At 43.5% G+C, this 23,437-nt stretch carries 20 protein-coding genes; 7 read left to right on the plus strand and 13 right to left on the minus strand.

The window, feature by feature from the left end:
* Positions 1–45: 45 nt before the first annotated feature.
* Complete coding sequence (locus FE810_RS06310; protein WP_138319183.1) at positions 46–1,263, minus strand: phosphopentomutase; 1,218 nt, start codon at positions 1,261–1,263, stop codon at positions 46–48.
* 232 nt (positions 1,264–1,495) lie between these two features.
* Between FE810_RS06310 and udk the strand changes: the two genes are divergently transcribed.
* The 4 genes from udk to FE810_RS06330 are packed head-to-tail and all read left to right on the plus strand — an operon-like array spanning position 1,496 to position 5,607.
* The gene (gene udk, locus FE810_RS06315) at positions 1,496–2,134 is read left to right on the plus strand and encodes a uridine kinase (RefSeq protein ID WP_138319311.1); all 639 of its coding nucleotides are present in this window, start codon (positions 1,496–1,498) and stop codon (positions 2,132–2,134) included.
* A 36-nt stretch (positions 2,135–2,170) separates the two neighbouring features.
* Entirely contained in the window at positions 2,171–3,418 is a 1,248-nt protein-coding gene (locus FE810_RS06320) for a NupC/NupG family nucleoside CNT transporter (protein WP_138319184.1), read from the plus strand.
* A gap of 17 nt (positions 3,419–3,435) precedes the next feature.
* The gene (gene deoC, locus FE810_RS06325) at positions 3,436–4,200 is read left to right on the plus strand and encodes a deoxyribose-phosphate aldolase (RefSeq protein WP_138319185.1); all 765 of its coding nucleotides are present in this window, start codon (positions 3,436–3,438) and stop codon (positions 4,198–4,200) included.
* A gap of 36 nt (positions 4,201–4,236) precedes the next feature.
* Complete coding sequence (locus tag FE810_RS06330; RefSeq protein ID WP_138319186.1) at positions 4,237–5,607, plus strand: alkaline phosphatase; 1,371 nt, start codon at positions 4,237–4,239, stop codon at positions 5,605–5,607.
* Between the two features lie 425 nt (positions 5,608–6,032).
* Here FE810_RS06330 and nhaA read toward each other — a convergent pair whose 3' ends face one another.
* On the minus strand, positions 6,033–7,253 hold the full coding sequence (gene nhaA, locus FE810_RS06335) for a Na+/H+ antiporter NhaA (RefSeq protein ID WP_138319187.1): 1,221 nt from the start codon (positions 7,251–7,253) through the stop codon (positions 6,033–6,035).
* A 311-nt stretch (positions 7,254–7,564) separates the two neighbouring features.
* Here nhaA and FE810_RS06340 point away from each other — a divergent pair, with 311 nt between their 5' ends.
* The gene (locus tag FE810_RS06340; RefSeq protein WP_138319188.1) at positions 7,565–7,783 is read left to right on the plus strand and encodes a hypothetical protein; all 219 of its coding nucleotides are present in this window, start codon (positions 7,565–7,567) and stop codon (positions 7,781–7,783) included.
* Between the two features lie 189 nt (positions 7,784–7,972).
* Here FE810_RS06340 and FE810_RS06345 read toward each other — a convergent pair whose 3' ends face one another.
* The 8 genes from FE810_RS06345 to FE810_RS06380 form a co-directional block, all read right to left on the minus strand.
* Complete coding sequence (locus FE810_RS06345; RefSeq protein WP_138319189.1) at positions 7,973–8,581, minus strand: glutathione S-transferase family protein; 609 nt, start codon at positions 8,579–8,581, stop codon at positions 7,973–7,975.
* A gap of 300 nt (positions 8,582–8,881) precedes the next feature.
* Complete coding sequence (locus FE810_RS06350) at positions 8,882–9,292, minus strand: VanZ family protein (RefSeq protein ID WP_246036933.1); 411 nt, start codon at positions 9,290–9,292, stop codon at positions 8,882–8,884.
* Positions 9,293–9,489: 197 nt separating this feature from the next.
* Positions 9,490–10,071 (minus strand): hypothetical protein, encoded by a 582-nt coding sequence (locus FE810_RS06355; protein ID WP_138319190.1) that lies wholly within the window; start codon positions 10,069–10,071, stop codon positions 9,490–9,492.
* Between the two features lie 152 nt (positions 10,072–10,223).
* Complete coding sequence (locus FE810_RS06360; protein ID WP_212744481.1) at positions 10,224–10,706, minus strand: GNAT family N-acetyltransferase; 483 nt, start codon at positions 10,704–10,706, stop codon at positions 10,224–10,226.
* 400 nt (positions 10,707–11,106) lie between these two features.
* A complete protein-coding gene (locus tag FE810_RS06365) occupies positions 11,107–12,081 on the minus strand; it encodes a bile acid:sodium symporter family protein (RefSeq protein ID WP_138319192.1) in 975 nt (324 codons plus the stop codon).
* A gap of 138 nt (positions 12,082–12,219) precedes the next feature.
* A complete protein-coding gene (locus tag FE810_RS06370) occupies positions 12,220–12,933 on the minus strand; it encodes a DNA alkylation repair protein (protein WP_212744479.1) in 714 nt (237 codons plus the stop codon).
* Between the two features lie 27 nt (positions 12,934–12,960).
* A complete protein-coding gene (locus FE810_RS06375; RefSeq protein WP_138319193.1) occupies positions 12,961–14,139 on the minus strand; it encodes a cystathionine beta-lyase in 1,179 nt (392 codons plus the stop codon).
* 429 nt (positions 14,140–14,568) lie between these two features.
* Positions 14,569–16,986, minus strand: a complete 2,418-nt coding sequence (locus FE810_RS06380; protein ID WP_138319314.1) for a DNA polymerase II — start codon at positions 16,984–16,986, stop codon at positions 14,569–14,571.
* Between the two features lie 151 nt (positions 16,987–17,137).
* Here FE810_RS06380 and dinG point away from each other — a divergent pair, with 151 nt between their 5' ends.
* Complete coding sequence (gene dinG, locus FE810_RS06385) at positions 17,138–19,225, plus strand: ATP-dependent DNA helicase DinG (RefSeq protein ID WP_138319315.1); 2,088 nt, start codon at positions 17,138–17,140, stop codon at positions 19,223–19,225.
* Positions 19,226–19,453: 228 nt separating this feature from the next.
* Positions 19,454–20,758, plus strand: a complete 1,305-nt coding sequence (locus tag FE810_RS06390; RefSeq protein ID WP_138319194.1) for an MFS transporter — start codon at positions 19,454–19,456, stop codon at positions 20,756–20,758.
* A gap of 191 nt (positions 20,759–20,949) precedes the next feature.
* Here FE810_RS06390 and FE810_RS06395 read toward each other — a convergent pair whose 3' ends face one another.
* From FE810_RS06395 to queE, 3 genes are all read right to left on the minus strand, one after another.
* Entirely contained in the window at positions 20,950–21,330 is a 381-nt protein-coding gene (locus FE810_RS06395; protein ID WP_138319195.1) for a DUF5329 family protein, read from the minus strand.
* Positions 21,331–21,451: 121 nt separating this feature from the next.
* Positions 21,452–22,549 (minus strand): alkene reductase, encoded by a 1,098-nt coding sequence (locus tag FE810_RS06400; protein ID WP_138319196.1) that lies wholly within the window; start codon positions 22,547–22,549, stop codon positions 21,452–21,454.
* 182 nt (positions 22,550–22,731) lie between these two features.
* Entirely contained in the window at positions 22,732–23,406 is a 675-nt protein-coding gene (gene queE, locus FE810_RS06405; RefSeq protein WP_246036934.1) for a 7-carboxy-7-deazaguanine synthase QueE, read from the minus strand.
* Positions 23,407–23,437 lie beyond the last annotated feature (31 nt).

Here is a 23,437-nt window from a genome sequence, read left to right on the forward strand (position 1 = left end):
ATCAGTTACGAATGATAACCGATTTCACCGCAAATCGTTAACTTTTTATGACGTTAGCAGGGTTTTAAACGAAGTTCCATATTCGGGTGGGTGTAAACTAAAAATGTCAGCGATGGTAGCACCAAGATCGGCAAAGGTATTTCTTTGTCCTAAATCAATGCTTTTCATGTTTGGTTGCCAGGCGAGAATGGGCACAAACTCGCGAGTGTGGTCACTTCCATGCCAAGTGGGATCACAACCGTGATCTGCGATTAAAAACAGATAATCATCGTTCCGTAGAGATGAAAATATTTCAGGTAAGCGAGTGTCGAAGTACTCTAGCGCCTGACCATAACCGATTGGATCACGGCGATGGCCATAATCTTGATCAAAGTTTACCAGATTAGTAAATACCAGAGTGTTGTCTTTGGCGGTCTCAAATTCCACCAATGACGTATCCACCAGTTCATCAAGTCCAGTCGCTTTCACTTTACGGCTAATTCCCTGATGAGCAAAAATATCCGCAATTTTACCGACACTAACAACCTGTCCACCATTGTTATGGATTGCATCTAATACCGTTTTGCCGGGCGGTAGTATTGAATAATCGCGACGATTACCGGTACGTTGGAAGCTGGCCGCATCATCGCCAATAAAAGGTCTGGCAATGACCCGTCCAATATTCAGATCTAAATCGTCGAGAAGTTCACGAACCTGTTCACAATATCGATAGAGATTACTTAAACCAAAGGTGTGTTCATGGGCTGCAACCTGCAACACACTATCGGCCGAGGTATACAGGATCGGCACGCCTGTTTGCATGTGCTCTTCCCCGAGTTGCGCAATAATTGTGGTGCCGGATGCATGACAATTGCCGAGTCCACCTTCAATCCCGGTGCGGATTGAGATTTGCTCTAATAAAGATTGTGAGAATGAATTGGTTTTTTCATGAAAGTAGCCCCATTCAAAAAGCACCGGAACCCCCATCATTTCCCAGTGACCACTTGGTGTATCTTTACCAGACGAGATTTCCGCCGCATAACCATAGGCTCCAGCAGTGGCGGTTTGCGATTGCACCGATAATGGCTCGCCACCTGCAGCTTGTGCCGCTTCAAACAACCCCATTTTGCCTAAATTGGGCAATGCCAGAGTGCGGCCTTCCAGCTCTAAAAACTTAGCGGCTAAATTCGCAAACGTATTCGCACCTACATCACCAAACGATGCCGCATCCGGGGCCGCACCAATACCGAATCCATCAACTACCAAAATTAGCGCACGGGCCATAATAAGTTCCACAGTAACAACACAATATAGTGAGTATAGTAATGTTAAAGACAGATTAATGTAAGACAGCGTAATGTGATTGCCTGGCTAATCGGTTAATTAGCAACCGAATGATCAAAAAATGTTAGATAATCATTTGCTAAGGTCATAATTTATTAACATTTTGCTAGTTTTTAGGGCAAAATAAGCGATACTATTTGCATCAATTTTAGATTGCTGACGTATTTTGTCTATCAACCATCTCACAATCATTGCCGTTGTTGGAGCCTCTGCTTCCGGCAAGTCTTTGTTTGCAAAAACTATCTATAACGAGTTAATTGGTGAACTGGGTCAAGATAGTATGACCATCATCAACGAAGACGCCTACTACCGGTGTCAGGATCACCTTCCCTTAGAAGAAAGAGTAAAAACAAATTACGACCATCCCGATGCCTTCGAACATGATTTATTGACTGAACACTTAAGCAAGTTAAGTCAGGGCCAAGAAGTGGCAATGCCCGTTTACGACTACAAAGCGCATACCCGGTGCAAAGACGAAGTGATTCGGGTGAAACCTGCGAAAGTCGTATTGGTGGAAGGCATTATGCTATTTACCTGCGCGGAACTCAGAAAAAGGTTCGATATCAATATTTATATGGATACGCCATTAGACATATGTTTATTGCGCCGTATTAAACGAGATATAGAAGAACGTGGGCGTGATTTGTCATCGATCCATGATCAATATTATTTAACCGTTCGCCCTATGTACTTTCAGTACATTGAACCCTCCCGAAACCATGCAGACATTGTGATTACTCGCGGTGGCCGAAATCGCCGGGCGTTAGAGCTAATCAAGGCGAAGATTCGCGAACTGGTAAAGGAAAACTAACATGCAAAAGACGTTGCGGAACAAAAAAGGTAACCCATGGATTTTTCAACCTTAAGAGCATTGGCAGGCATACTGATATTATTGGCGATTGCCTATTTAGTTTGCCGAGATAAGAAACACATAAAATGGCGAACCGTACTTGGTGCGCTGTTTATTCAGATCTCGTTAGGCGCATTGGTTCTCTACGTCCCATGGGGTAAGGATGCATTAATCGCGGTATCTAGCGCCGTTGATAATGTTATCGGTTATGGTAAAGACGGGATTAATTTTCTATTTGGTGGTCTCGGCACCGACGCCATGTTTGAAAACGGTGTAGGCTTCGTATTCGCCGTCCGGGTATTGCCAATCATCGTATTTTTCTCATCACTTATTTCCGTGCTTTATTATCTGGGGATCATGGATAAAGTGGTGAAACTGGTTGGTGGTGCATTGCAAAAATTCTTGCAAACGTCTCGCCCTGAATCCTTATCCGCCACTGCAAATATATTCGTCGGTCAAACCGAGGCCCCTTTGGTAGTTAAACCCTTCCTGCCCACCATGACCCGTTCCGAGTTGTTTGCGGTAATGGTTGGTGGTTTAGCGTCTGTTGCCGGTGCTACATTGGCCGGTTACGCCGGGTTAGGCGTTGAGCTTAAATACCTAATTGCTGCTAGCTTTATGGCCGCCCCCGGTGGCTTGTTAATGGCAAAGTTGATTTTGCCTGAAACCGAAGAGCCTAAAAACGATTTGCATGATTTAACTCATAAAGACCAACATGACGATAGCGTCAATGTGATAGACGCGGCCGCAAACGGCGCGGCGAAAGGACTACAACTGGCGCTGAACGTGGGTGCGATGTTAATGGCATTTGTGGCATTAATCGCATTGTTAAACGGATTACTTGGTTGGCTGGGTAGTCTTTTTGGCTTCGACCAATTGTCTTTACAACTAATCCTCGGCTACCTGTTCCAACCGGTTGCTTATATTCTCGGCGTGCCATGGTCTGAAGCAAATATCGCCGGTAGTTTCCTTGGACAAAAGATTATCGTCAATGAGTTTGTCGCCTATGTTGATTTCATCGCCAATAAAGACAGTTTAAGTGCCCATACTCAGGCCATTGTGACATTTGCACTGTGTGGTTTTGCTAATTTATCATCCATTGCAATATTGCTCGGTGGTATTGGTTCACTTGCCCCGAATCGACGTCCTGATATCGCCAAACTGGGTTTAAAAGCCGTATTAGCCGCGAGTTTAGCGAACATGATGAGCGCAGCCATTGCTGGCGTGTTTATCTCTTTGCAGTAAAAACAAGGACATGATGTATGTTTGAAGATCGTCATATTGCCGCTCGTCTGGCCATCGCATTAATGGATTTAACCAGTCTTAATGACGATGATAGCCCAGCCGTGATCGATAACCTTTGCCAACAAGCGCGAACAAATCAAGGCGATACCGCGGCAATTTGTATCTATCCGCAATTTATCCCGCAGGCAAAGGCGAAACTTGCGAGCAGTGATGTTCAAATCGCTACGGTGGTGAATTTCCCATCCGGTAATGGCCAGATAGATATGATTGTCAGTCAAACCAATCAGGTCATCGATTATGGTGCCGATGAAGTCGATTTGGTATTGCCTTATCAAGCATTAATGCAGGGCAACCTCGACACGCCCAAAGCTATGGTTGAACAGGTAAAAGCGGCTTGCGGTAACCAAGTTCTCCTGAAAGTAATTATTGAGTCCGGTATTCTGGCAGAGGCCAAACTCATTCAAAAAGCCAGTGAAATTGCGATTAATGCTGGCGCAGATTTTATTAAAACGTCGACTGGTAAAGTTGCCGTCAATGCTACCCTGTCAGCCGCAAAAACAATGCTTGATGTCATTGCAGTTATCAACCCAAAAGTCGGATTCAAAGCCGCTGGCGGTGTTCGCACCCTTGACGATGCTGTGCGCTATATGCAGCTTGGTGCGGATAGACTCGGAAATGACTATCTCAGCAAAAAGACATTTCGATTTGGCGCCAGCGGCCTATTGTCCAACCTGCTCAGCGAATTGGGTCAGGAATCTGGAGATTTAAACTCAAAATATTGACACCAGTTTAGCGATGTCAATTGAATAAGGAATTCTATGAGAGCTAAAACAAACGTTGCTTTATGCGCATTCATTACAACCACCCTGCTTTCCCCACTCGCGCCCACGTACGCGCAGCAATTAGCAAATGAGCAAGAATTAAAAGCGCAACAAACAACGTCCTCTTCGCCAAAAAACATCATCATGGTCATTGCCGATGGTATGGGCCCTGTCTATCCGGTGCTATATCGAAATTTCAAAGATGACCCGCAAACAAACGTCGTCGAAAAAACCGTGTTTGATCGACTGCTAGTCGGCTCTTCCTCAACTTACCCCCATAAAATGTCAGGTTACGTGACGGACTCTGCAGCAAGTGCGACGGCATTGGCAACCGGTGTAAAGACATATAATGGTGCCATTGGGGTGGACATTAATAAATCGCCATTGTTAACCGTGCTAGAGTACGCAAAAATTCAGGGCAAGCGCACAGGCCTTGTTTCAACGTCGCAGATTGTCCATGCCAGCCCCGCTTCATACATCGCTAAAAATGAGAGTCGAAGAAACTACAACGAAATCGCCGATGATTTTTTCGATAATCGAGCCGAAGAAAAACTCATCGCCGATGTTATTATTGGCGGTGGAACACGCTATTTCAAACGCGATGATCGAGATTTGGTAAAAGAATTTACCGACTCAGGATATCTTTATATTGATTCATATGAACAGCTTGAAACCCTAAATACAGGTTCCCAAACCAATGTATTAAGCCTATTGGCTGACATCGCTCTGCCGTCTGCTCTTGATTCCGAAATTGACTCGCGCTTATTAACCATGGGGAAAGTCGCAGTCGCCCAGTTGGAAAACGAAAAACACGGGTTTGTTTTGATAATTGAGGCAAGTCAGGTGGACTGGGCCGGACATTCTAATGATATCGCCTATGCGATGGGCGAAATGGATGATTTAGCAAAAACCATGCGATTCTTTGAGGAATACGCCAATCAAACGCAAGACACTCTTGTCGTATTAACCGCCGATCACAATACCGGAGGGGTTAGCATTGGTCGCGATGGTGAGTATAAATGGCAAGGAAAGTGGCTGAAAAATCTCAAGCAAAGCCCAAAAGCGATCGCTACAGCGATTGAAACCGATGATCTTGAAAAAGCTGAGGTCGAACATTTGCTTGGTTTTGATTTATCCAGCGATGAGTTTAAGAGCTTAATTAAAGCCGATGATGAAAAAGGCATTTATCAGGCGCTTAAATCCTTGTTGGATCTCAAAACCCATACCGGTTGGACAACCGGTGGTCACACAGGTGTTGACGTTCCCGTTTATGCCATCGGCCCTGGCTCAGATAAATTTTCTGGCTTTCAGGACAATACCGATATTGGCAAAGAATTATTTCATCTTTTAAACGATAAGAAAGATTAACAGGCGTAATCATTTAAAATGACGCTTTTTGCGTTGATTGCTGAGTAGTAAAATTGTTGAATTCGAAATTCAGAGTTCAATATTCAAATTTAAAAATTCAGCAGCTAGCGCAACACTATCAATAAGCAACATAGTGTGCCTAATTGGTTACACTGAAGGTTGATATCTCACTCAATGTAACTAAATAAGGACACACCTATGTGTGACTTTATGTGGGTAATTTAGTTAGATAGCGAGATTGTCTGATCATTGTTTAATGTCGCGACCTTTCTGGCTTTACGACTATTAAAGGAAACAATTACAAATCAACTGCAAATAGAAATTGCCCCTTTAAATAGCAACGGGACCTTCAACGGTCCCGTTTTCTTTATCTTTTGTTTGTTTAACTCGCGTTGTTCATGACAACGCGCTTATCGTGACATACCTTACTTGCTTTGCTCTGGCGGCGCTTTTAATGAAATTTTCAACAGCACGAAGCCAACAATACCGCTAAGTACCGAACCGACAATTATGCCAATTCGCTCATCGAAAAATTTGTCCATCCCGCCCATTTCAAAGGTCAGCGAACCAATAAACAAACTCATCGTAAAACCAATACCACAAAGCGCTGCAGTGCCATAAAGCGCGGTATAATTCATACCAGTCGGCAATCGCGTCCACCCTGCTTTGATAGCTAAATAACAAAGCCCGAATACACCAACCTGCTTGCCCACAAATAATCCCAAGGCAATCCCTAAAGGAACACTGTGTAATAGCGCTTCTGTACCAACGCCAGTTAAATTGATGCCAGCGTTTGCAAATGCGAATACCGGTAATACAAAAAAGGCGACGACCGAGTGTAGGTCATGTTCGAGACTCTTTAATGGTGAAAAGTTTTTCCGAGTTGCAGATTTTAACGGGATAAATAAGGCAACCAGAACACCGGACAATGTGGCATGAACACCGGATTTTAACAACGCAACCCACATGATCAGGCCAACCATCATATACAAGCTTCGAGCTTCAACTTTATAGCGATTAAACAAATATAAAATCGGAATACAACAAGCCACAACGACAAGACTTACAAAGGATATATCGTCGGTGTAAAACATCGCGATAATAATAATGGCACCAATATCATCAAATATTGCAAGCGATGTTAAAAACACTTTTACGCTACTCGGCACTCGAGAGCCCAATAGACTCAGTACCCCTAAAGCGAATGCAATGTCAGTTGCTGCGGGTATTGCCCACCCCTGACGCAACATTGGATCATCATAATTGAAATACACGTAAACCATAGCAGGCACTAACATGCCGCCTACCGCACCGACGCCCGGTAAAATAATATTGCGCCGATCGCTTAATTCACCCTCAATCAACTCTCGTTTGAGCTCTAAACCAACGAGAAAGAAAAATACGGCCATTAACCCATCATTTATCCAAAGTAACAAAGGCTTAGCGACTTCTAAGGGCCCCACGATCACGGCAACTGGCGTACTTAACAATAAATCGTAATAGACTCTAAGCTCGGTATTGGCAAACACCATTGCCAAAACTGCGGCGAACATTAAAATGATCCCGCCAGAGGATTCAAGCTTAAAAAAGCTTAAGATAAAATTTTCTTGATCTTGATTATTCGAATTTGTCGGTGCTTCATTCATACCTGACTCGTTAACTCCTTTCTACTTACGACTGGGTTGCAAATTTAGTCTCTTAATTGGCATTGCAACGGGCAAAAGCTTACATTATCGGCTATCAAAAACGCTTCAATAGGCGAACTTACAAGCTGATCTCTTTCCTATTTTATCATGGGTGCGGGATTCAAGGGTGTTTTTAGAAGCAATTATTGGCCCTTCTTGTAACGCTTTGTGTTGTTTTTAACACTTCACACAGATTTACCTCAAATAACGAGTCAAATAAATGCAACGATCACATTGAGCTTAATGTTGAACTTTATATTGAACTTAGTGTAGTGAATAAAACCTGCATTGGCTTGCTTGAAAACCGTTTGCTGCCGGACAAGAATTATTTAATCTCACCGATACACTTCACTTCGACACAGGCGCCAACAGCCAATCCACTGGCGGCAAAAGCACTTCGAGCCGGAAATGGCGAGTCAAATAATTCGCAATCCCCGGGATTAAGCGTCGCCCACTCGTTGATATCCGCAAGTATCACCGTCCTAAGCTGACAGAACTAAGCTGCTATTTATCCTAACTGTTTCAGAGAAAGGTAAATAGAGCCCCAAGTTAGGGTTAATATCGAATAACGCCCAAGATCAACTAGGGACAGAGAAAGCCAAATAAATCAATTGTCAGAGCATTGAGCCTTAACAAGGTACCTTAGTCATTAAGGTGAATAATTTTGGTTCTCAACCAACTTAATTGTCAGCATTCATCGCTGTGTAGTTTGGTAACGCTTCAATTCTCGCGATCCAAGCCAGGATTGCAGGATATTGGTTAAGGTCAAATCCACCTTGTTCAGCGACATGTGTATAGGCATATAACGAAATGTCTGCCAAAGTAAGGTCATCGCCAACGAGATATTTGGATTTGCTCAGTTGTTTTTCCATATGAGCAAGAGCCTTGTTTCCACCCTCTTGTTTTTGCAGGTATTCTTCTCGCCTATTCGCAGGCAATCCTAAATAAAAATTGATAAATCTGGCAACCGCAATATAGGGCTCATGGGAATACTGCTCAAAAAATTGCCATTGCAGCACTCGAGCTTTGCTTAAAGCATCCTTACCGGTAATGGCATGCTGATCAGCAATAAAATGTAAAATTGCGTTTGATTCGCTAATTACCTCACCATCCGCCGTTTCCAAAACAGGAATTTTTCCCAATGGATTTTTCTGCAAGAAGCTATCGCTTTGAGTGTCTTTATTAAGAATGTTTAACTCAACCCAGCGCATGGGAACACCTAATAGCGATGCCAATAGCTGAATTTTATAGCAATTACCCGAAAGACTATCTCCATAAACCGTAAACATTATAGCTCCTATTAAATTCGAATAATTGCGGATCTCAAACGACCATTCTCTGTGCTGTTTTAGCATATTGAGATGCATCGTTTTCACTAAAACAAAAACTATCTTATCTGCCGAGAGACAAACAGTTAGAAACGCATAGTCCCTAAATGATAAATCAGTATTGCAATCATGGTTAGGGGCTATCAAAAAACGAAACAGGAAGTAAATCCTGAACAAGCCATTTATTATCTTTAAATTGGCTTGCAAATCAAGATGTTTACGAGAAATAAAGCCAGGTTGATGCTGACTTAATAGCGGTGATTAAGCTTCTTCAGAAATGAGAACGGCTGGGCGCTGCACGCGCACTGCAATGAGGTGAGAAATTGCGGTGAACAATATGATACCGATGGCATCTGCAATCACGTCTTCAATATCCATATTGCGAGTCGGTAAAAAGCCTTGACTAAACTCTTCAGCCAAAACAAAAACACTCACCAGCAGGGTTCCTAAATAAAGATTAAGTTTGCCAAAGACAAGGGTGCGGAATTTTAACGAGGCATTGGTAATTAAGGTAAGAAAGCCAAAGATAAAAAAATGGCCTAGCTTGTCACCATAGGGGGTTTGCGCGACCCATTGAAATAACGCGTTATTATGCCCGATATTCGCCAGATAAATAACCCACAGCACAAAACCAAAAAATGCCAGAGCCAATAAAGACATAAATTTATACAAGACGCTACCTCTACATCTACTGAAATTGTATTGAAATATTCCAATGGCGAAACATTTGGAAAAGCGCAATCCTAGGGAATGTCCAAGCCGAATTGAACGAAAATAAGTGTAACTGATGGACAATTCTCCGTCAGCTTTTGTTGCACTAGTTTTACAAATTTTTCAGGTAGCGTCTGTAGAGTAATTGATTAGGGCATTTACCGTTCCATCAAAGTAAGCTTGCTGCCATTGCGTACGATGAATTTTCCTTCAGAATCGTCTAGGTATTTTACCTTTTTCTGGGAAAACAACTGATTCCCCTTTCGTTCCAGCCAATGTAAAACAAGGGCTTGACGCTCATCATCGAAAGATTCGCTTTGAAATTCAACGCGCCAGTGCTCATCATCTGTGATCTGAACTTTGGTAATTATATAATCTAAGCTCTCACCTTGATTATCTCTAAAGTATGCTTCTGCCAATTTGCTTTCCTGCTCATTTAATGTGAGCAACTGGGTTGCATGGATCAGGTTTTCAGGATCTGTAAACGTCAGTTGGCGAATTAACGTCTCCTGATCAGAACTAAGGCTTGCCTCAACCGACATAGGAATGGAAAACCTCTGGCCACTTTGATAATCAAGATAATACAATTCACCACGCCATTTTCCTGTTGTTTGATGCAAAACCGAGGTTAGAGACGCTGATGAAGAAACCTCTACCGCCTGAGAAGCGACAGGAACATAAAATACGAATGCAATAAAAGATAAGAATATAAACAGCGAATTTTTACTGTTAAACCGCATGTTAGCCTCCTTTTAAAATTTGGACGCTACAATTTTGTTTAGGTTTCTGGCTGAGCAAGCAACAACTTAAAACACGCCGAAACATCAAAACTGATACGCCCCGATAATCCTTTCATGGACTGCATACAGCTAATTAACTCATTACGGATACATTATTGCGCCAGATCGAGTAATGCCTTTCCAGTAAGTCGATAACCAATCCATTCGTTTTGTGGTTTCGCTCCCAGACCATCATAAAAATCGATGGCAGGCTTATTCCAATCCAACACACTCCATTCAAATCGACCACAGTTAGTATCAAGTGCGATCCTGGCTAAATGCCTTAATAACGCTTTGCCGCCACCATAACCGCGATATTCAGGAGTGATGTATAGGTCTTCCAGATACAAGCCTTGTTTTGCCAACCAGGTTGAGTAATTAAAAAAATATACCGCAAACCCAATCGGTTCATTGTCATATTCACAGATCAAGGCGCGAGTCACCGTTCCTGGACCAAACAATGAAGATTTTATCGTTTCCTCACAAGCCTTTACCTCACTTTCCGCTTTTTCATAGCGAGCCAGTTCCGTAATGTATCTCAAGATCAATCCACTATCTTCAATACCAGCATTTCGAATGTTTATTGACGACACAATCTCTCCAGAGTTTGCAAATAATGATAAAAACCGTCGAACTGACTGCAAAAAGCAAGTGAATACATGCAAGTATAGTCGACGAAAAGAATAGTAAAAGGTGAGTTGAGATAACCAGTGAATCGATTACGTATGGTTGCACTCACAGCCATACGCGGTCATTAAATATTGACTCCGCCAAAAATAGAACATCGTCAACGATAAAGCTATTTGCATTAGTACATCCTGTGTGCGTATCTTGCCTGAAGTCAGGACCTGCATTGATGAAAAAATTTAACACGGATTACCGGTTGCCAGTTTCGAAATGTACCCGACAGCGAAGCTACAACCATTCAAATTGCTTAAATAGTCTTGCACTAATGTGAAGACAACGCATCGAATGATATTCTCTGCAGTGCAGGCGCTAATTTTTCTTGGTTGACACATCCCCTTGAATATCTTCTTCTATGGAGCGATGCTTATCGGCGGTTTTTCGCCATAAAGATGCCAATATCGAACCATTAACGTTCATCGTCGGACCGAAGACCGCTGGAGCGATCCCCATGGTCGCTACACGACCCATTTCCACCGCGATCCCCGATGCTAACCCTGAGTTTTGCATACCCACTTCAAACGCGATTGCTCGAGCAGACGCTTCGTCCATACGAACCAATTTAGCGACGAAATATCCTAATCCTAAACCTAGGATATTTTGCAGTGCCACAATGCCAATGAGTGCAAAACCTAAAGTGATTAAATTGTCACGTCCCGCGCCGGTAATTATGGCAATGATCACCACAATGCCGACCATGGAAACTAGTGGCATGGTTTTATCAATCATAGGAAATTTGCCGTGTAGAAAATGATTAAAGACAAGACCCGCGACGACCGGCAAGATGACGATTTTAGTAATACTCCAAAACATCGCTACCGCATCAATTGGAATATATTCTCCCGCTAACCAAGACATTAAAACAGGGGTGACAAACGGCGCGAGTAATGTAGAAAATGCCGTTAATGATAAGGATAACGCTAAATTCGCGCCGGAAATATATGCCATAACATTGGACGCCAATCCGCCGGGTGCACAGCCAACAAGAATGATCCCAGCAGCAATTTCAGGAGGCAGGCCTGATAAGGTCGCTAACGACATGCCGATAAACGGCATAATGGAATATTGGCAAATTAACCCTACCGCAATGCTTTTCGGCATTTTTACAACGCGAACAAAATCGGCCACACCTACCGACGTTCCCATACCAAACATGATGATCATCAATAATGGTACGATAAGACCTGTCAGTTTGTAGTCTCCCACTTGTTGGAATGCGCCGGGAAACGCTAATGCGATGGCAACGATAATGAAAATTGATAAGGTAAATGCAGTATTTTTTAACATCGTATTTTCCAGTAATTGTTATTCTAATGGGCTCAGAGTCATATTTGATTAAGGGATAATATATTGTTTTCTTGAGGTTTAGTCTTTCGATAATTGACTCTGATCAGATGATTTTTATTTGCTGTTACTCAAATCAACTCAAATCAATCCTTGCAAATACATCTTTCGAATTTCAGATTCGTGCTTTTCAATGGCATAGCGGAGCATGGTTCTTGGCATTTGCTGGTAATGGGCGTTTAAATAGGTGTCCAGAACCTCACGGTCATGTCGGAAAATCTCCCGCAACATCCAACCACAGGCCTTGTGCATCAGATCTTCTTGATCATTAAGCAACATGGTGGCGAGTTTCATCGTGGGTTCAAAGTTCTGCTTCTTGATAAAGGCCAATGTAGATATCACCGCAACCCTGCGAGTCCATAAATCATCAGACTCGGCGAATTGATAGAGCATGGATTTGTCGCGATTTAATAAGTAATGACCGAGAATATGATGGGCAGAGCTGTCGACGAGATCCCAGTTATTCACCCAGGTTAGATGATCAAGATAAAAATCCACCAACATCGTTTGCTCGCTTTCGGTTTTGGCTGATTGATACTTCTTCACCAAAATAAAAAGCGCTAACAATCGGATCTCGTGATACTGGCATTGCTGTAATTTACCCAACTCTTCCAGCTCAACCCCTTTGTATTGGAGAACGAGTTTTCTTAAGCTTGGCACGCGAATACCAACAAAGATATCCCCTTCCCCGTATTCGCCTTTGCCGGTTTTAAAGAAACGCTGTGACTGTTGAGCGATATCAGGATCGCCCATGGCAAGCACGTCCGATTCAATCTGTTTCGCGGTTATTGTCACACTTACACCTTAAACCTTAAGCATCAGTTACAGATGCTCATTCAGGCGCTCGAAGCCCCTTTCCAGATCGTCAATTAAATCTTCGACATCTTCCAGGCCAATATGTAAACGCACCAGAGGTTGCGAAAATGGCCAGGTGGTTGCACTGCGCATTTTTCCAACGCTGGAATTTGCTAAGATCAGGCTTTCGTATCCGCCCCAGGAAAAGCCCATTTTAAAATGCTCCATGCCATCAAGCATGGCCGTTAATGCCTCCGGCTTGCTACTTTTCAGGATAAAAGAAAATAAGCCATTGCTGCCCTGAAAGTCGCGTTTGAAATACTCATGGCCAGGATGGTTTTCAAAAGCAGGATGTAATACGCAATCCACTTCTTCGCGCTGCGCCAGCCACTCAGCGATTTGCAACGCGCTGGTTTGGTGCTGTTTTAGGCGAACCCCTAAGGTTCGGATCCCCCGCATCGCCAAATAGATATCATCGGGTGATGCACATTGCCCAAGTAAATAGGAGTTTTCTCGTAACGTCGGCCAGCACTTTTCGTTAGCGGTCGCCGTTCCCAACATGGCATCGCTGTGACCGACAATATACTTGGTCGCCGCCTGCACAGAAACATCGACACCATGCTCGAATGGTTTAAACAACACAGGTGACGCCCAGGTATTGTCTAGAATGACGGTGATATCATGGTTCTGAGCATGGGCTACCTCACAAATCCCTGGAACGTCCTGAACTTCCATGGTTAATGAACCTGGAGATTCAAGGAAAATGACGGTGGTATTGGATTGAATTAATGTTTCGATTTTGCGGCCAATCATCGGGTCGTAAAACGTAACATCGATACCCAGACCCGCTAAGGTCTTCTCACAAAAATCTCGTGTGGGTTCATAAGCGGTGTCGACCATTAACACATGGTCGCCCGTTTTCACGAAAGACAAAATGGCGCTGGTGATTGCGGCTGTCCCGCAAGGATAAACGTAACATCCGGCGCCACCCTCAAGTTCTGTCATTGCGTCTTGAAACGCAAACGTCGTGGGGGTGCCACGGCGACCATAGAACATTTCCTGTTCCGCGCGTTTTGCGGTGGCCTTTTTCATGTCTAATACTGTGTCAAAGACTATCGTTGACGCGCGAAATACCGGCGGGTTAATAACCCCCTGGGTCCATTTTTTCTGACGTCCAGCGTTTACGATTGCAGTATTTTTTTTCATAGTGACATTTTCCGATAATAATAACTGGCGATACTAGATAGCCGAAGACAAACTCGTGCGATTGATAATAGAAATAGTAAAATAGAGCCTTGCCAGTGGCTTGCACCATTGATGCGGCCCCAACAACACACGAACCGTCGTCAAGAACGCAACATCAATCAATACGATTGCAATACACTTTTAGCTATCTAGCCATCTAAAATGTAAAGTTAGAATACGGTAACTTAGCTTGAATTACACGAAATTTTTCAAGCAAATATCAATAAGATGTTATTTTTTAACACAATGGCTGTGGAATTTATCTTGATTCTATCCCAGCTGACACTCAGGTGACTGTCGCATTCATGAGGGCAACCGAGGACTACCCTTTGATTCATCTGTCTGTGTTATTTAAAAAATCACTGATAAACACGGTGAAAAACTCGGCCGTTAGAATAACTGCATTTGTTGATCACAAATGCTCGCAAAATCTTTACCAATAAAGGGTAATATACCGTCGGCAATCGCCGCAAGTTGCCGGTCAATATAAAGCTGATAATCGATGGGCGCCTGCTGATGTTCAAGTGTTTGCGGACCCGCCATGGTCATCACATATTCAATCCAGCCTTTATTCTGATACCGTAAGGGTTTATCCGTGGCTTGGTGGATTTCGTCGGCATGGCGAGCGGCTTTGACATGGGGTGGTACATTTTTTTGATATTCATCGAGCTTGCGCCGCAAGCGTTTGCGATAGGTGAGCATATGATCAAATTTGCCTTCTAAAGTGTCATTGACCATCTGTAAAATATACGCGTCCACCGGCTCATGATGAAACACCTTGAGGTACAGGTTTTGCTGAAAGCACTTAGCCAGTTCGGTCCAGTCTGTACGGACACTTTCTAATCCCTTGAATATCAGCTGCTCTTTATCATCACGCCCAACCAATCCTGCATAACGCTTTTTGGTTCCGATATCGGTACCCCGAACGGTTGGCATTAGAAACGTATGAAAATGAGTTTCAAATTCGATTTCCAGAGCACTGGAAATATTATAATCATCCGCCAGTTTTTGCTGCCAACGCTGATTAATCAGATTCATCAGTGTTTTGCCTATCGCCTGAGCATCGCTATCATCATGCTGCTCACCAATCGAAACAAATATCGAATCGGTGTCTCCATAAATGACTTTATAACCCAGTTCGTCAATCCAGGATTGAGTGGTTTTAAGTAAATCATGGGAACGTTTAGTGATGGAACCCGACAGCCTCGGATCGAAAAATCGACAACCGTTTGAACCGAGTACTCCGTAAAACGAATTCATAATAATTTTTATTGCTTGAGACAGGGGCGCATTTTTTTGTGCTTTGGCCTTATCTCGCTCGGCCCATAAGGATTCAATGATTTGTGGCAGAAAATGCTGTTCGCGGCTAAAACTCGCGCCGTCATAGCCAGGGATCACCGAACCCGGATCAGACTCCGCGCTTTGCAATCCAATCACCATGCCCATAGGGTCAATCTTAAAGGTACGAATAATACTGGGATACAAACTTTTAAAGTCTAATACCAGGACATTTTTATATAAGCCGGGAATAGAATCCATCACGTAACCACCGGGAGAAACCAGATCCCGCTCGCCATCACCAAGATTTGGCGCAATATAGCCCGCGCGGTGTAATTTCGGTAAATACAGGTTGGTAAAAGCGGCAACACTACCGCCGATACGATCCAGCTCTAAACCGGTTAAGTTTGAACGTAGTACCGCAAACTCTAATAACTGTGTCTTGATAAAAATATCCCAGACTAGCTTGCAATCCATTAGGTTATATTTCGCCAGTGCTTGCTTATCCTGATGAAATTTTCGGGTAATTTCCTTACCGCGATTATTTACATCATCAATGTCTTTGCCAACGCCTAACAGCGATTGCGCTACGTTTTCTAAAGAAAAACTCGGGAAGTTATATGTGGCCGTTTTCAGTAAATCGATGCCGTCAAGGGTGACTCGGCCAGGGATCATCACGAAATGCTGGTCGGGAGACATACGATTTTGCCGCCAATGAAGTTGCCCACCATCCCGGCCGATTGCAAAAGGAATTTTATGCAGATCGCAGCGTTTTTGCAGTAAGCGCATGTCGAAGCCAACCACATTCCAACCGATAATTGTATCCGGATCCCATTGATTAATTAGGTCAATTGTTGCCTTTAACAAGGCTTTTTCATCCTCGACCCAGACAATGTAGTCCGGCGCATCGGGTTCAGGGATGCCAATCATAATGACAATCTGACGCTTATCCTGGTAGAAACCAATAGAATACAATTCCCCGGAAAACGAGCACTCGACATCCAAAGATAACATCGACAGATTTGGCGTGTATGTCGCAGATTTTGCCCGCCCCTGCTGAATATTATGGTAAGTCGCAGATGGACAATTAGGGTGTTGAATGGGTTGCGATTTCTGGTTCGATGTACCGGTGAAAACTAACGAGCCATAGATAAACCGTTCCATTAAAAATCGATCATCTGGGCGAACATCATCTTCGTAAACCTTGATGCCCTGGTCTTTTAATCTGTCTCTGGCGACGTAAAATTGATTTAATCGCTGAAAATAAAACCCGGTTACTTGGTTATGGTTATAGTTGGTAAGATTAAGTTCCTGGGTTTGATGGGATATATTGTGTTGATTGAGTGTTTTTACCGCATGCGGTGCGCTAGTTGTTTCAACAAAAAATACCGCTTTTTCACCGTCAATTTCCAGTTTCACCGGTCCATTATCTGTGTGTAGCCAAAATACCAGCTGAATGCCTTGACGATTTTCCTGTATTTGTCGGCTAAGAACAAAGCCAGGTAATTGTCCATACACACCGGACTGCATAGGCTTAGGCGAAGTAGCAAGCTCAGATTTAGGGGTAGACTGAGTTATTTGGGACTTTACTGATGCGGTATCACTCATAGACACACAAAGAGATGAACTGTTATTATATACAGCATATTCGAAGCGCGAGTTAATGGAAACCAATTTATTTATGTTAGGTGAAAAGACCAAGGAAGTTATCCGCAACGCGTACAAAGAAATTGGCCAGAATCTCGACAATTTTTCGCCACGCAAACAACAAACCTTTTTGATTGCAGAGATCGCAAAAACATTAGGTGGCGAATACGACAAATTGCGCAAACATATCGCCATAGAAGCTGGTACTGGTACCGGAAAGTCTCTGGCTTATTGTTTAGGTGCAATCCCTTTGGCAATGGCTCGCAATAAGAAGGTGATTATCTCGACCGCTACGGTTGCTCTACAAGAACAACTGGTTGACAAAGACCTACCTTTTTTACAAAAAAACTCTGGTCTGGATTTTGATTATTGTCTGGTCAAAGGGCGTCAGCGCTACGTATGTGCGCAAAAACTGGCACAAGTTACTCAGGGAAATGCCGGTGGCGACGATACTCAGGTAGCCTTGTTTCAGGAAAAACCTAAAGCCAGTGATATTCGCATGCTCAACACCATGTCGGAAAAGCTAAGCAGTGGCAAATGGCAGGGAGACCTGGATTCCTGGCCAAAATCCGTGCCCCATCACATTTGGCAAACCATTCAATGTGATCGTCATTCCTGCCTCAAACATTTACCGGAACACACCCATTGTCCTTTTCATAAAGCCCGAGAAGCAATGGATCTTGCTGACGTGTTAGTGGTGAACCATGCCTTATTACTATCGGATCTTGAATTGGGTGGCGGTAAAATTCTGACAGAACCGGAAGATACTATTTACGTGCTCGATGAGGCCCATCATCTGCCGCAGATAACCCGGGATCATTCATCAGCGATGGCCACCGTGAAAGGCGCAATGGACTGGCTAAGTAAGGTCAGCATTCTCAGTGACAAAATTTCTAAGCTAAGTAAAAATCAACGGGCGATCTCTCCGTCGTTAAAACTCGCGGACTATTGTCAGGAAATCATCGCTGACTTACAAAAAGTATCGAGTTTTATTGATGCGAACCGCAGCGTTTACTTTGTTGACGAACAACAGTATCGCTTTGAAAATGGCCTGATCCCGAAAAACCTAAAGAATCTGGCGGAAGATATCGCCTCAGCAAGCAAAAAGGCTCTGGCAGAAATCACCAAGCTTTATAACTTGTTAATGGAAGAGGTAAAGGATGGCGCCATTCAGATGTATCTGGCTGAAGGTCCGTTATCGGAAAGTGGCTTTATTATGCAACGCCTGGAAAATCTCGAGAAAATCTGGGCAATGTATGCCAAAACCGACTCAGAAAAAGGCGCACCGCTTGCCCGCTGGCTTGAACAAAGCGATGGTAATCGCGATGATGTTATGGTTTGTGCATCGCCTATCGAAGTTGGTTTTATGTTGGAAGACAACCTGTGGAGTAAATGTGAAGGTGCGGTGCTCTGCTCAGCAACAATCTGTGCTCTCAATTCCTTTGATCATTTTCGTCGTCAGGTTGGCTTGGGGAACAATGACGGTACCCAATATCAGCGCATTGGCTCACCGTTTGATTACCAAAACAATGCGGTGTTGCACATTCCGGCGATGAAAACCGAACCGACCAACAGTGACGCCTTTACCGATGAATTAATAAAAATCATCCCAGATTTACTCAAGGACAATGAAGCAAACCTGGTGTTATTCTCCTCTTATTGGCAAATGCAAAAAGTGGCGGAAGCTCTGCGAGAGAAATCCAAGATAGAGATTTTGATGCAAGGGGAAGATTCGCGGCAGAAAATTATCGAAACCCACAAAAAACGCTGCGACCAGGATAAAACCAGTGTTGTGTTTGGTAGTCAGAGTTTTTCTGAAGGGCTCGATTTACCAGGCAAATACCTAACCAACCTGATCATAACCAAACTCCCCTTTTCGGTGCCTACATCACCAGTCGATCAAGCGCAGTCCGAGTACGTCAAACTCAAAGGCGGTAATCCATTTATGATGTTAACGGTGCCAGAAGCTTCGAAGAAGCTCATTCAGGCCTGTGGCCGTTTGCTTCGCAATGAAAAAGATACTGGCAGCGTCTATATCCTCGACAGACGTCTGGTGAGTAAGCGTTATGGCAAGGAACTACTGGATTCGTTACCACCGTTTAAACGAGATATTAGTTATTAATAATCTGGGGCTGCTTTAAATTTATGTATTGATATCAATCTGTACTACGTTTAGGTAGAAAATGGCAATGTTTATTCATGCAGTTCACAACTTATATAAAGTTAGTTTTGCAAACGTCAACTTCTATGTAAAATACTTCATTTTTATATTTCCGCAAAATATGCATTGACCTCAACTTAACTCGAGGTCTTAGTCTTCTGCTTTTCTCAGATAGATAAGAATACAATAATGAAAAGTGACATCTCGTTTTCCAGACTTAAACAGTTTCCACCTCTTATGTGGATTTTACTATTCGGATCTTTTATAACTCGTGGCAGCTTCTACATGGTGTGGCCATTCCTTGCCGTAATCCTATATGAAAAGTTTGCGTTAAGTGCAACTGAAGTAGGGTCTATTTTATCACTCGCAGCAATAATTTCGGTTTTTGTCAGCTTTGTTGGCAGTACCTTGTCGGACAAATTTGGTCGCAAACCAATGATGTTCGCTACAGGGATCCTTTATATCATTTCATTTAGTTTGCTTGCCGAAGCTGACTCTGTGGTGACTTTTACCCTGGTAATAACCCTTTGTTCTATCGCAACCTCTTTGTGGCGACCTCTTACTTCAGCATTAATAGGGGACATTATACCGCAAGCGGAGTCACGAGAACTCGCAATGCAGTCGTTGTATTTTGCAGTAAACGTGGGATGTGCAATAGGACCGATGCTTGGAGTATTGTTAGGGTTAACAGGTGAGCAGTCTAGCTTTTATATTACCGTCTTTGCGTTTGCGATTTTATTGGCTTTATTATTTGTTGGTTTTAGGCATCAGGAAAAAAGCCAAACTAGCGCTAATAACACCATCGAGCATGATGCCAGTAAAATGGGACCGGGAACAAAGCATACAGGCTTAAGGCAAACATTAGAGATACTGATCAAAGACAAATTATTGCAGTGTCTGATATTGGCCAACGTACTCTGTCTGTTTATTTACGGACAAATGGACAGCTCTTTGATTCAATATTTGACCCGCGAGCAAGTACCAAATTTGCTTGAGCTTATATCGTCTATGATCTTTGCTAATGCCCTAGTGATAGTTTCTTGTCAATTTGTGTTATTGAAATTGATGGCATCTCGCCCTCTGTTAGTTCGTATCAGATTGGGACTGGTAATGCTGATACTGTCGCAAATTTGGTTTGCGTTTAATCCGTTACATTTTTTCATGGGATGGATCGGAGCAGTAATAATTATGAGCCTGGCTGAAGCAGTTTTGTTTCCAACTATGAATGTCCACGTTGATCGTATCGCACCTGAAAAATTAAGAGGCGCCTACTTTGGCGCAACAGCATTCTATGATTTAGGCTTTGCACTGGCACCGATTGGTGGGGGAATTATTCTCGATTTGTATAGTGGCACCTGGCTATTCTTATTTTCCGCAGGAATTGCTGTTTTCGTATTTTTCTTGTATCACATTATGGGCAATTTGAGTCGTCCAGATTTTGTTACTGAACAACTCAAAGTATCAAGCAATCGAAATAATAAAATGAGCAGTTAACAAGTTTTTCTGAACGCTTAGTCTCTGAAGTTTTTTCACCATAGACCGTTTCTGTCAATTCGCAGCTTCGGTCTACCATTTAACAGCGCAGACGACCTTAACAAGATGCCTGCATAGCTCTTCAGTACTGAGATGGGGGTATTAAAAACTTAGCGTCAGTGCAATAAGTACTTAGCGAGTCTCAACTGCCGTTATTGTGTCTGGCTAGACTGTTGTTCGCGATAGCGATCTAGCTCCTCCAGTAACCAGTCGCCAGAAGGAACCGCATCCTGCTGCGGGCAGTGGATCATATATTTCTTTTTCGAGATAAGACTCTGAGTCGCGCTCTTAGCGATAAAATCTTCGGTCGTTTCAATGTCATCAACGAAATAATCGTATTTTTTTTGAATGTGCTCTACCGCTTCTTCACCTTGATGAAAATCACCATTACGCTCATATTTACAACCACTTTCTCCAACGTAATCAAGAAGGTGCTGTATTTCCTGCTTGGTTTCCTTGTCTATCTCAGAGCCATACGCCAGCGGGCTTAACGCGAACAGTGCGGATACCAAAATCCATAGACGGTGTTTCATGTAGTTCTCCCGAAAAATTGTAGTTGTCATATTCAAAAATAACTCTGCCATTAAGTATAAGTGATGATGTTCAGACTGCTGTATCGGTTAAAAGGTTTAAAAGCATGCGACCAGAACCTGATCATTGTTGATAAACAGGATAGTCGGTCAGCCCAGTCTCGTTGCCGCCAAACAAGGTATCGGGGTTATGCACCGCTAATGGGTAGCCATGCTTAATACGCTCAGGTAAATCAGGATTTGCCACAAATGGCCTGCCAAATCCAATCATATCGGCGAGCCCGTTATTGATTGCTGCACTCCCCTTTTCCCCATCGTAGCGGCCAGCATAAATTATCACCCTGGAAAACGCCTTGCGCAAAGCACGCTTAAAAATCTCCGGTGTCTCGGGTGCATCTTCCCAATCCACTTCCGCGATATGCATATACGCGATGTTATGACGCTCAAGTAATTCAGCAGCTGCTACATAGGTTTGCTGAGGATTTGCATCAACCGTGCCGTTTAAAGACGTTAACGGTGCCAGTCGCACGCCGACTTTGCCCGCGCCAACCGCATCCACTAAGGTTTCGACAACACGATCCAACAACCGCAACCGGTTTTCCAGATTACCACCGTATTCATCCACCCGTTGATTCGATTCTGAATCGATAAATTGATTAAGCAAATAACCGTTAGCGGCATGCAGCTCGACCCCGTCAAATCCGGCCTCCATGGCATTTAATGCTGCCTGATGAAACTCTTGTATCACCAGTTCGATATCATCCACTGTCATTGAACGTGGTTCAACGACGTCCACAAAACCAGGCTGTTGTTCACCGTTATCGACATACACCTTGACGTTTTCTGCTGTTAATGTCGATGAAGATATCGGTTGCTCGCCAGCAAGGTTATCAGGATGGGACACTCTGCCAACGTGCCATAGCTGAGCAAACATAATACCGCCTTTAGCATGGACAGCTTCTGTCACTAGCTTCCAACCCCGTATCTGCGCGTCACTAAAGATCCCAGGGGTAAATGCGTAGCCTTTGCCCATCGGCGAAATTTGTGTTCCTTCACTCACGATAAGCCCTGCAGATGAACGTTGTTGATAGTAAGTTGCCATCATCTGATTGGGGATATCGCCCGGTTGCGAGGCACGCGAACGCGTCATGGGCGGCATAACAATGCGGTTTTTAAGTTGGTAAGGTCCAAGTTTGATAGGTTGAAACAAAGCGTCGTTCAAAACTAAACCCTCTTGCTGCGGCTTTCTTTGAGCTTAGCCCAAATTTACAATTAGGTCAGAGTGCAAACAGGTAAGGATTATCGGTAGGTCGTGCTCAACAGCTCAGTAATGTTTAAATCAACAATACTGAGCCGATAGACGGATAGAGGGATATTGCTTGAAAAAGAAAAGGAAACCGGGCGCTACTCAATACCGATATATTTATGGACTTGAATCGACAGACGCCAGTTATTGGCAATGCAAGTGTCGATGGCAAGTTGCGTGGCGCGCTCTTTCTGGCTTATCGGTTGCAGATACACCGGAGTATCTGTGACCTGATGCTCCACCAATAACGCTTTTAAATCGTCTACATGCTGTTCCGTCGCTACCGGGTGCTTAATTTCATTGGCGCGCTGCATTGCAGAACCAAGTACTTTATAACCGCCGCGCATATTAACTTTCGGCGATACGGTCACCCAACATTTTGGACTAACCAGCACTTCAAACGTCCCGGATGTTTCTACCTGTATCGAAAAGCCACTTTCTTCAAACACTCGACACAATGGTTCCAAATCTACCATACAGGGTTCGCCACCGGTTAACACGATATGCTTAGCCTGCCAGCCATTCTCCGCAATGGTTTGCAATAAATCGGCAATACTAAACTCCGCCCATTCATCGGTTTCTGCGTTTTTACTCAACATAACGGGCGCACTGACTTCTCTTTCCGGATCGATTTCCCAGGTATGTTTGGTATCGCACCACGAGCAACCGACGGGGCATCCTTGCAAACGAATAAAAATAGACGGTTGTCCGGTAAAAGACCCTTCGCCCTGAATCGTCTCGAACATTTCATTAATTTTATATTGGCTCATCATAAATCTTCTTTTGCGATACAAGAATATCAAG

The sequence above is a fragment of the Thalassotalea litorea genome (assembly GCF_005843925.1).
Lineage (GTDB): Bacteria > Pseudomonadota > Gammaproteobacteria > Enterobacterales > Alteromonadaceae > Thalassotalea_A > Thalassotalea_A litorea_A.

Coding starts and splice junctions, on each gene's coding strand:
- FE810_RS06390 (WP_138319194.1), top strand. CDS start 19,454: ATGAAAAGTGACATCTCGTTTTCCAGACTTAAACAGTTTCCACCTCTT.
- FE810_RS06380 (WP_138319314.1), bottom strand. CDS start 16,986: ATGCAGTCCGGTGTGTATGGACAATTACCTGGCTTTGTTCTTAGCCGA.
- nhaA (WP_138319187.1), bottom strand. CDS start 7,253: ATGAATGAAGCACCGACAAATTCGAATAATCAAGATCAAGAAAATTTT.
- FE810_RS06320 (WP_138319184.1), top strand. CDS start 2,171: ATGGATTTTTCAACCTTAAGAGCATTGGCAGGCATACTGATATTATTG.
- FE810_RS06345 (WP_138319189.1), bottom strand. CDS start 8,581: ATGTTTACGGTTTATGGAGATAGTCTTTCGGGTAATTGCTATAAAATT.
- FE810_RS06310 (WP_138319183.1), bottom strand. CDS start 1,263: ATGGCCCGTGCGCTAATTTTGGTAGTTGATGGATTCGGTATTGGTGCG.
- FE810_RS06330 (WP_138319186.1), top strand. CDS start 4,237: ATGAGAGCTAAAACAAACGTTGCTTTATGCGCATTCATTACAACCACC.
- FE810_RS06395 (WP_138319195.1), bottom strand. CDS start 21,330: ATGAAACACCGTCTATGGATTTTGGTATCCGCACTGTTCGCGTTAAGC.
- FE810_RS06375 (WP_138319193.1), bottom strand. CDS start 14,139: ATGAAAAAAAATACTGCAATCGTAAACGCTGGACGTCAGAAAAAATGG.
- dinG (WP_138319315.1), top strand. CDS start 17,138: ATGTTAGGTGAAAAGACCAAGGAAGTTATCCGCAACGCGTACAAAGAA.
- FE810_RS06355 (WP_138319190.1), bottom strand. CDS start 10,071: ATGCGGTTTAACAGTAAAAATTCGCTGTTTATATTCTTATCTTTTATT.
- queE (WP_246036934.1), bottom strand. CDS start 23,406: ATGATGAGCCAATATAAAATTAATGAAATGTTCGAGACGATTCAGGGC.
- deoC (WP_138319185.1), top strand. CDS start 3,436: ATGTTTGAAGATCGTCATATTGCCGCTCGTCTGGCCATCGCATTAATG.
- FE810_RS06365 (WP_138319192.1), bottom strand. CDS start 12,081: ATGTTAAAAAATACTGCATTTACCTTATCAATTTTCATTATCGTTGCC.